We start from the raw sequence: 8,221 nt of genomic DNA on the forward strand, positions 1-8,221 counted from the left end.
CCCGATCGGGGCTCTCTGGTGCGTGGCTGGTCCTCTCGACTATCGCAGGCCCGGCGGCGGCGAGCGCCGAGGGAGCCGTCCCGGGCGCGCCTCCGACGCCGTCCGGACAGGCAGAAGGGGAGCGGCGCCGCAGCACCGCTCCCCTTCGAGAGGCTGGATCAGACCGTGCGGGGAGCCTTCGCGAGGTTGGCCTCGAGCTCCTCGCGGTTCTGCCGCACCACGTAGGCGGGTCGGTCGCGCTCGACGCGCCACGACTCGCTCAGCGGCGTGATCGCGACGGTGTCGAAGCCGATCCGGTCGTAGAGGTCGGTCACGAAGTGGATCGCCTCGGGGTAGTCGCTCGACGTTGCGAGAGCGCGGCGGTCGGGCGTGCCGGCCGGGGTGCCGTCGGTGGTGATGTCGGCGGCCATGATGTGGTTGAACGCCTTGACGACCTTCGACTCCGGGAGGTGCTGCTGGAGCATCTCGCTGGTCGTGGTCTCGCCCATGTCGAGCGCCTCGATGCGGCCGTCGCGCTCGAAGTAGTAGTTGTTCGTGTCGAGGACGATCTTGCCGGCGAGCGGGGCGACCGGCACCTCCTCGAGGTTCTTCAGCGGCACCGTCACCACGGCGATCTCGGCGGCCTCGGCCGCCTCCTGTGCCGTGGCGGCGCGGGCCTTCGGGCCGAGCTCCGCGATGAGGTCGGCGAGGGTCTCGGGGCCGCGCGAGTTCGCGATGACCACCTCGTCCCCGAGGGCGATGACCGCCCGTGCGACCTGGCTGCCGATGTTGCCTGCTCCGATGATTCCGTACGTCGTCATGCTGAGGAGAACGCGGAGGGTGCCCAGGCATTCCGCTCTGCGGCGTTCTCCCACGCCGCACCCAGGTGGGCCCGTGCCTCCAGTAGCCTCGGTCCTCGGGCGCCGCTGCCCGAGAAGGAGTCCGTGATGCCGCAGTACGACCTCCCGCTCGACCTCCTCGAGCAGTACGCCCCCGAGATCGCCGAGCCCGCCGGGTTCGCCGAGTTCTGGCGCGACACGATCGCCGAGGCGAGGGCCGTCGCGACCGAGCCGCGCCTCGAGCGGGTCGACGCCGGCTTCGGACTGCTCGACACCTTCGACGTCACCTACTCCGGCTTCGGCGGCCACCCGATCCGCGCGTGGCTGATCCTCCCCCGCGGCGTCGAGGGCCCCCTCCCCGGGCTCGTGACCTTCATCGGCTACGGAGGCGGCCGCGGGCAGCTCGCGGAGTGGACCGCGATGTCGGCCGCCGGCTACGCGCACCTGGTCATGGACACCCGCGGCCAGGGGTCCGGGCACCGCTCCGGAGCCACGCCCGACCCGGTGGGCAGCGGGCCGCACGTCTCCGGCTTCATGACGCAGGGCATCGAGTCGCCCGCGGAGCACTTCTACCGCCGCGTCTTCACGGACGCCGTCCGAGCGCTCGACGTGCTGCGCGCGCACCCCGCGGTCGACGCCTGCCGCGTGGCCGTCTCGGGCGGCAGCCAGGGAGGCGGGATCGCTCTCGCCGTCACCGGGATCCTGGGCCTGCTCGGCGAGTCGGAGGCGGCGCGCGCCGCGATCGTCGACGTGCCGTTCCTCTCCCACATCCCGCACGCCGTGCGGCTCGTCGACACGATGCCGTACGGCGAGATCGTGCAGTACCTGCACACCCACCGCGGCGCCGAGGCGCGCGTGTTCGACACCCTCTCGTACTTCGACGGCACCTCCTTCGCCCCCTACGCGCAGTCCCCCGCGCTGTTCTCGGTGGCGCTCCGCGACGACATCTGCCCGCCGTCCACCGTCTACGCCTCCTACAACCGCTACGCCGGACCCCGCGAGATCCGGGTCTACCCCTTCAACGGCCACGAGGGCGGCGAGGCGTTCCAGATCGGCGAGCACGTGCGCTTCCTGGGGCGCGAGCTGGCGTAGGAGGAGGAGCCGCCCGGTCTGCGGACGGGGGCGGTGCGCCCCGGCGCATCACCCGTTCCGACTCTCGATCATCGCGCTGCCGATGCGGTCCTCGAGGTCGGCCAGCTCGTCGAGGACGTCGCCGACCACCCAGACCTGCCGGGCGCCTCGACGGGCGTCGCTTTGTGACGCCGTGCGTCGCGCTCGGTACCCGTTCGCGGCTCCGCTGGGCACTATCGATTCCATGACCCGCCAGATCCGCTTCAACGCCTTCGACATGAACTGCGTCGCCCATCAGTCCTCGGGCATGTGGCGCCACCCCCAGGACCAGTCCTGGCGCTACAAGGACCTCTCGTACTGGACCGACCTGGCGAAGCTGCTCGAGCGCGGCACGTTCGACGGCATCTTCATCGCCGACGTGCTCGGCACCTACGACGTCTACGGCGGCTCGAACGAGGCGGCGATCCGCCACGGCGCGCAGGTCCCCGTCAACGACCCGATCCTCCTCGTCTCGGCGATGGCCGCCGCGACCGAGCACCTCGGGTTCGGCATCACCGCGGGCACCGCCTACGAGCACCCGTACCCGTTCGCGCGGCGCATGTCGACGCTCGACCACCTGACGAAGGGCCGCGTCGGCTGGAACGTCGTCACCGGCTACCTCCCCAGCGCCGCCCGCAACATGGGCCACGAGGACCAGCTCGAGCACGACGACCGCTACGACGTCGCCGACGAGTACCTCGAGGTGCTCTACAAGCTGTGGGAGGGGTCGTGGGAGGACGACGCCGTCGTCCGCGACCGCGAGTCGGGCGTCTTCACCGACCCGGCGAAGGTGCACGAGATCGGGCACCGCGGCAAGAACTTCACCGTCCCCGGCATCCACCTCTCGGAGCCGTCGGTGCAGCGGACCCCCGTCATCTACCAGGCGGGAGCGTCGCCGCGCGGCATCCGCTTCGCGGCGGGCAACGCGGAGGCGATCTTCGTCGCCTCCTCGACGAAGGCCGGCCTGAAGGCGACCGTCTCGCGCATCCGCGACGCCCTCGAGGCGGCCGGCCGCGACCGCTACTCCGCGAAGATCTACACGCTGCTGACGATCATCACCGCCGAGACCAGCGAGGCCGCGCACGAGAAGCACCGCGACTACCTCTCCTACGGGAGCGAGGAGGGGGCGCTGGTCTTCATGTCGGGCTGGATGGGCATCGACCTGTCGCAGTACGACCTCGACGAGCCGATCGGCAACGTGAAGAGCAACGCGATCCAGTCGGCCGTCGCCAACTTCCAGGAGGCGAACGAGGACGGCTCGGAGTGGAAGGTCCGCGACATCGCCAAGCTCAGCGTGATCGGCGGGCTCGGCCCGTTCGTCGTCGGCTCGCCCGCAGAGGTCGCCGACCATCTGCAGGAGTGGGTCGAGGAGACCGACGTGGACGGGTTCAACCTCGCCTACGCGATCACGCCCGGCACCTTCGAGGACGTGGTGGAGTTCATCGTGCCGGAGCTGCGCAGCCGCGGCGCGTACCCGGAGGAGTACGTCGAGGGCAGCCTCCGCCAGAAGCTGCACGGCCGCGGCGACCGGCTGCCGGAGGAGCACCTCGGCGCCGGCTTCCGCTACGCGCCGGCGGCGGTCTGACGACAGGGGGCGCCGGGCGGCCGGTGGGGGCGGGGGTCTCCATAGGCCGCTCCGCGGCCGCGCCGGACGCACGAGCACCCCGCCGCGATGCGCGACGGGGTGCTCGGGACGTGCGGAGGGGCTCAGCCCTCGAAGGTGGCGTCGAGCGTGATGTCGACTCCGGTGAGCGCCTTGCTGACGGGACAGGTCTCCTTGGCCTCGTCGGCGGCCTTGAGGAAGGCGGCCTCGTCGATGCCGGAGACCTCGCCGCTCACGATGAGCTTGATGCCGGTGAGCTTGAATCCGCCGGCCGAGTCCGGGCCGAGCGAGACGTCGGCGCGGACGTCGAGCGCCTCGACGGTGCCGCCGGCCTGGCCGAGGACGGCCGAGAACTGCATCGCGTAGCAGGCGGAGTGGGCGGCCGCGAGGAGCTCCTCGGGGCTGGTCGAGCCGTTGGCGTCGTCGGCGGCGCGCTTGGGGAACGAGACGTCGTAGGTGCCGATCTTCGAGCTCGAGAGCTCGACCTGGCCCTCGCCGGTCTCGAGCGAGCCGTTCCAGGCGGTGCGTGCGGTACGAGTGGGCATGAGTCCTCCTTGGGGGGCGGGTAGAACAGTAGAACGATCGTTCTCCCCTGATGAGCCGAGCCTAGGTGGAACGCGCGGCGTCCTGCAACCACCGGCCTCGGACCCTCGGCGAGATGCCAGTCCGGCGCGCCTCCATCGGCGTGTCGCGTACGGGAGCGGCCTGTCGCGGAGGAGAGGACGGCCGCCAGGTCAGTGCACGAGCTTCAGGCCGACGACGCAGCCGACGATCCCGAGGACCAGCAGCGTGCGCACGAGCGAGAAGCCCTCGCCGCCGAAGAACATGCCGTAGAGGACGGTCAGCGAAGCGCCGATCCCGACCCAGACCGCGTACGCGGTGCCGGTGGGCAGCTCGCGCATCGCGTAGGCGAGGCCGGCCATGCTCGCGACGACGCCGACTCCGAAGACGACCGACGGGCCGAGCCGGGTGAACCCCTCCGACTTGCCGAGGGCGGTGGCCCACACGGCCTCGAGGACACCGGAGAGGATGAGGACGATCCAGGACATGACAGCTCCTACGAGTCAGTCTTGTCGCGTTCCGGGTACTGCTCCCTCGTCCGGTCGCCGTCATCGGCTCCGGACAGTCTGCCCGTGCGCGCTGGGCAGGCCCTGGGCAGCGCGCGGCGGGGGCGGAGCCGCCGCGACCGCGACTCCGCCCGCCGCCGTCAGCGCGGCTGAGCCGGGTTCGTCGGCACTCCGTGCGAGGGCGGATTGATCGGCGGACCGGACGTCGCCGGCGAGACCGGCGATCCGGACGACGAGCGGGACACCTCGGGCAGCGACTCCGGCGCGCTGCCTGCCGGCTCCGCTCCCCCGCGCAGCTGCTCGAGGCGCGAGTGCAGGATCGTCGTCACCGGCAGGCGGTGCCCGTGCGCCTCCTCGTAGGCGAGCAGCGCGCCGAGGCCGGCCTCGTCGAGCGGGCGGATGCGCTCCGCGAGCGTGCCGAGCGGGATGTCGTTCCAGTCGGGGAGCGGCAGCTCCTCGCGGGAGGGTGTGTCTGTCATTCGTGCTCCTTCCGTTCCCTCCATCCCACGCCCCGGACGGCCGTCCGCCCAGGGGCTTGACCGGTCGCGGGGCGAACGGGGCTCGGCCGAGGGAGGACGGTCGGATGGTGCAGCCGGCCCATCCCCCGCCGGATCAGGCGGTGCGGCGGGACGAGCGGCGGGTCGCCAGGTGCACGAGGACTCCGACCACGAGGAGGATCCCGGCGTAGAGCCAGACGATCGGGTCCTGCTGGCTGAGGAGCAGCACGCACGAGGCGATGCCGAGCACGGGGATCGCCGTCCACACGCGGAAGTGGTCGTGCTCGACCTTGTCGCGCCGCAGCACGAGCACCGAGACGTTCGTGCTGATGAACACCAGCAGGAGGAGCAGCACCACGGTCTCGGCGAGGGTCGCCAGATCGCCGACCAGGGTCAGGAGGCACGCCGCCAGCGTGGTCACCGCGATGGCCACCCACGGCGTCCGGCGCTTCGGCAGCACGCGGCCGAGCACGTCCGGGAGGAGGCCGTCCTTCGCCATGCCGTAGGTGACGCGGCTCGCCATGATCATGGTCAGCAGCGCTCCGTTGGCGACCGCGACGAGCGCGATCAGGCTGAACAGCCATGCCGGCACCCCGGCTCCGCTCGCCGTCACGACGTCGAGCAGCGGGGCGGAGGATCCGGACAGCTCGTCGGCGGGCAGCGCGATCGAGCTCGCGAGGCCGACCAGGACGTACACCGCACCGGCCGTCAGCAGCGAGCCGAACAGCGCGCGCGGGTAGACGCGGCTGGGGTCGCGGATCTCCTCGGCGATGTTGGCCGAGGTCTCGAAGCCGACGAAGGAGTAGTACGCGATGATCGCCGCGCCGAGCACCGCCAGTGCCGGCGCCTGCTCGGAGCTGAGCTCGACCGTGCGGGCGAGGTCGCCGCCTCCGCCCGCCACGAGCAGCGCGACGCATCCGATCACGATCAGCAGGCCGCCGACCTCGATCACGGTCATCACCGTGTTGCTGAGCAGCGACTCCGCGACGCCCCGCGCGTTGAGGCACGCGACGAGGATCAGGAAGACGATGGCCGTCGGCACGGTCGGCACGTCGAGGAAGGTGCCGAGGTAGTCGCCGGCGAACGCGAGCGACAGACCGGCCGCGCTGGTCACTCCGGCCGCGAGCATGGCGAAGCCGACCAGGAACGAGACGATCGGGCGCTTGAACGCCCGCTGCGCGAACACCGCCGCGCCTCCCGCCTTCGGGTACTTGGTCACCAGCTCGGCGTAGGAGCCGGCGGTCAGCAGCGCGAGGCCGAGCGCGAGCAGGAGGGGCATCCAGACGGCGCCGCCGACCTCCGCCGAGAGCGTGCCCATGAGGGCGTAGATGCCCGCGCCGAGGACGTCGCCGAGGATGAAGAAGTAGAGCAGCGGGCCGGTGATGCGGCGGCGGAGGGAGGTGCCGCCGGCCTCTCCGGTCGCGCGGGCGTCGCTCGTGGTGGCCATGTCGTCCTCTCGTCGCGCGCTCGGGAGCGAGCACGACGGGCCACGTTAGGGAGGAGGGGGCCGGGAGGTCGAGAAGGTTGACCGGGCGGGGTCGGGGGCGCTACACGCGCGGGACGGGGCGTCTGCGGAGCGGGCGCCTGCGGGCCGGGCGCGTCCCCCGGCCGGGCACGGCATGCCGCGCCCGGCGCCGGCCGTCAGCCGAGGACGACGTGCTCCCCGCCGCGCTGCTCGGCGATCTCCTCGCCGACCTCCTCCGCCTCCTGGCGCGACTCGTGGTGGCTCAGCGGGACCCGGGCGTGGGCGATGCGGTTGTGCCAGCCCTGCTCGTCGGAGTAGGTCTCGATGGGGAGGACGGTCGTGGTGCTCATGGTGCTCCTTCGTAGTGGTCCCTCCATGGCACCTCGCGCCCCCCGCCGCTCGGGAGAGGGTTGACGCGAGCCCGTGTCTCGAGCAGGACCAAGGCGTCTCGGCGGTCCAGCAGCGAGCGGCGGCGGCGCGGCGGGTCAGGGCGAGACCATGCCGCCGTTCACGTTGAGGGTCTCGCCGGCGACGAAGCTCGACTCGGCGGACGCCAGGAACACGTACGCCGGGGCCTGCTCGGCAGGCTGCGCGGCACGGCCCATCGGCGACTCGCTCGAGCCGAAGTCGGGCAGGCTCTCGGGGTCGACGCCGCCGCTCACCTGCAGGGCGGTCCACGTCGGGCCGGGCGCCACGACGTTCACGCGGATGCCCTTCGCGGCGAGCTGCTGCGCCAGGCCCTTCGAGAGGTTGTTGATCGCGCCCTTCGTCATCGCGTAGTCGAGGCGGTCGGGGGCGGGCTTGTGCGCCTCCGCCGACGCCGTGTTGATGATGGTGGCGCCCGCGGGCAGGTGCGGGAGGGCCGCGCGGATGATCCGGAACGGAGCGAAGACGTTGACCGCGAAGGTCGCCTCGAACTGCTCGTCGGTGATGTCGAGCAGGTCCTCCTTCCAGATCTGCTTGCCGGCCACGTTGACCACCGCGTCGAGCCCGCCGAGGCCCTCGACCGCCTCCGCCACGAGCCGCGTGCAGTACTCGGCACTCGTGAGATCGCCGGGGATCGGCACGGCGGTGCGCCCCTCCGCGCGGATCAGCCCGATCACGTGCTGCGCGTCCTCCTCCTCGCTCGGGAGGTAGGCGAGGGCGACGTCGGCCCCCTCGCGGGCGAAGGCGATGGCCACGGCGGCGCCGATCCCGGAGTCGGCTCCCGTGATGAGCGCGCGGCGGCCCGCGAGCCTGCCGGTGCCGCGGTAGCTCTCCTCGCCGAGGTCCGGCACCGGGGTCATCCGCGACTGCAGCCCGGGCTCGGGCTGCTGCTGGACCGGCGGAGTCACATCCGGGTACCGGGTGGCGGGGTTCGTGAACGTGTACTGGTCGGGCATGGCTCCTCCGTCCGCGGCACCCGGATCGGGCCGCTCCCCTCCATCCCAGGCGAGCCGCGCCTCCGGGGCCACCCCGTGCACGGGCGGGCTGCGCTGTGGTAGCCGGCGCCGCGCCTGCTCGGAGGACCGGCACGGCGACCCGGACGTGCCGGTGCCCCCCCTCCGCGGATGAACACCGGACGTCTGACCCGGCCCGGCTCGAACGGGCTGCCACCCTCACCGTGCTGCGGGCAGGACACCCCTTACTGGCTTAGGGGTGCCTTGGGCGGGCGCATTCGA

At 72.3% G+C, this 8,221-nt stretch carries 10 protein-coding genes and 1 riboswitch; of the genes, 2 read left to right on the forward strand and 8 right to left on the reverse strand.

Features of this window, described 5'->3' with window-relative positions; translation table 11 throughout:
- Window positions 1–158: 158 nt before the first annotated feature.
- A complete protein-coding gene (locus tag C5C53_RS10505) occupies window positions 159–800 on the reverse strand; it encodes an NADPH-dependent F420 reductase (protein WP_104267491.1) in 642 nt (213 codons plus the stop codon).
- 126 nt (window positions 801–926) lie between these two features.
- On the opposite strand from C5C53_RS10505, the gene C5C53_RS10510 reads away from it, so the two are divergent.
- Complete coding sequence (locus C5C53_RS10510) at window positions 927–1,910, forward strand: acetylxylan esterase (protein WP_104267492.1); 984 nt, start codon at window positions 927–929, stop codon at window positions 1,908–1,910.
- A gap of 48 nt (window positions 1,911–1,958) precedes the next feature.
- Here the strand turns inward: C5C53_RS10510 and C5C53_RS17140 are convergent, their stop codons facing one another.
- Entirely contained in the window at window positions 1,959–2,135 is a 177-nt protein-coding gene (locus C5C53_RS17140) for a hypothetical protein (protein ID WP_181127752.1), read from the reverse strand.
- Between C5C53_RS17140 and C5C53_RS10515 the strand changes: the two genes are divergently transcribed.
- Window positions 2,134–3,513 carry an LLM class flavin-dependent oxidoreductase gene (locus C5C53_RS10515; protein ID WP_104222379.1) on the forward strand — a complete coding sequence of 460 codons (1,380 nt, stop codon included), beginning with the start codon at window positions 2,134–2,136 and terminating at the stop codon, window positions 3,511–3,513. The two genes, C5C53_RS17140 and C5C53_RS10515, sit on opposite strands and share 2 nt — an antisense overlap.
- 122 nt (window positions 3,514–3,635) lie before the next feature.
- Here C5C53_RS10515 and C5C53_RS10520 read toward each other — a convergent pair whose 3' ends face one another.
- The 6 genes from C5C53_RS10520 to C5C53_RS10545 all read right to left on the reverse strand — a co-directional run bounded on the left by C5C53_RS10520 (window position 3,636) and on the right by C5C53_RS10545 (window position 7,942).
- Window positions 3,636–4,076, reverse strand: a complete 441-nt coding sequence (locus C5C53_RS10520) for an OsmC family peroxiredoxin (protein ID WP_104222378.1) — start codon at window positions 4,074–4,076, stop codon at window positions 3,636–3,638.
- A gap of 189 nt (window positions 4,077–4,265) precedes the next feature.
- On the reverse strand, window positions 4,266–4,580 hold the full coding sequence (locus tag C5C53_RS10525; protein WP_104222377.1) for a multidrug efflux SMR transporter: 315 nt from the start codon (window positions 4,578–4,580) through the stop codon (window positions 4,266–4,268).
- A gap of 9 nt (window positions 4,581–4,589) precedes the next feature.
- A riboswitch (guanidine-III (ykkC-III) riboswitch) is annotated at window positions 4,590–4,653 on the reverse strand.
- 85 nt (window positions 4,654–4,738) lie between these two features.
- Window positions 4,739–5,077, reverse strand: a complete 339-nt coding sequence (locus C5C53_RS10530; RefSeq protein ID WP_104239537.1) for a hypothetical protein — start codon at window positions 5,075–5,077, stop codon at window positions 4,739–4,741.
- A gap of 133 nt (window positions 5,078–5,210) precedes the next feature.
- The gene (locus C5C53_RS10535) at window positions 5,211–6,542 is read right to left on the reverse strand and encodes an APC family permease (RefSeq protein ID WP_104267493.1); all 1,332 of its coding nucleotides are present in this window, start codon (window positions 6,540–6,542) and stop codon (window positions 5,211–5,213) included.
- Window positions 6,543–6,736: 194 nt separating this feature from the next.
- On the reverse strand, window positions 6,737–6,910 hold the full coding sequence (locus C5C53_RS10540; protein WP_159940661.1) for a DUF2188 domain-containing protein: 174 nt from the start codon (window positions 6,908–6,910) through the stop codon (window positions 6,737–6,739).
- Window positions 6,911–7,045: 135 nt separating this feature from the next.
- On the reverse strand, window positions 7,046–7,942 hold the full coding sequence (locus C5C53_RS10545) for an SDR family oxidoreductase (RefSeq protein ID WP_104263331.1): 897 nt from the start codon (window positions 7,940–7,942) through the stop codon (window positions 7,046–7,048).
- Window positions 7,943–8,221 lie beyond the last annotated feature (279 nt).

Origin of the sequence: Rathayibacter sp. AY1E3 (genome assembly GCF_002932235.1) — a bacterium.
GTDB lineage: Bacteria > Actinomycetota > Actinomycetes > Actinomycetales > Microbacteriaceae > Rathayibacter.

Coding starts and splice junctions, on each gene's coding strand:
- C5C53_RS10545 (WP_104263331.1), bottom strand. CDS start 7,942: ATGCCCGACCAGTACACGTTCACGAACCCCGCCACCCGGTACCCGGAT.
- C5C53_RS10540 (WP_159940661.1), bottom strand. CDS start 6,910: ATGAGCACCACGACCGTCCTCCCCATCGAGACCTACTCCGACGAGCAG.
- C5C53_RS10505 (WP_104267491.1), bottom strand. CDS start 800: ATGACGACGTACGGAATCATCGGAGCAGGCAACATCGGCAGCCAGGTC.
- C5C53_RS17140 (WP_181127752.1), bottom strand. CDS start 2,135: ATGGAATCGATAGTGCCCAGCGGAGCCGCGAACGGGTACCGAGCGCGA.
- C5C53_RS10530 (WP_104239537.1), bottom strand. CDS start 5,077: ATGACAGACACACCCTCCCGCGAGGAGCTGCCGCTCCCCGACTGGAAC.
- C5C53_RS10520 (WP_104222378.1), bottom strand. CDS start 4,076: ATGCCCACTCGTACCGCACGCACCGCCTGGAACGGCTCGCTCGAGACC.
- C5C53_RS10525 (WP_104222377.1), bottom strand. CDS start 4,580: ATGTCCTGGATCGTCCTCATCCTCTCCGGTGTCCTCGAGGCCGTGTGG.
- C5C53_RS10510 (WP_104267492.1), top strand. CDS start 927: ATGCCGCAGTACGACCTCCCGCTCGACCTCCTCGAGCAGTACGCCCCC.
- C5C53_RS10515 (WP_104222379.1), top strand. CDS start 2,134: ATGACCCGCCAGATCCGCTTCAACGCCTTCGACATGAACTGCGTCGCC.
- C5C53_RS10535 (WP_104267493.1), bottom strand. CDS start 6,542: ATGGCCACCACGAGCGACGCCCGCGCGACCGGAGAGGCCGGCGGCACC.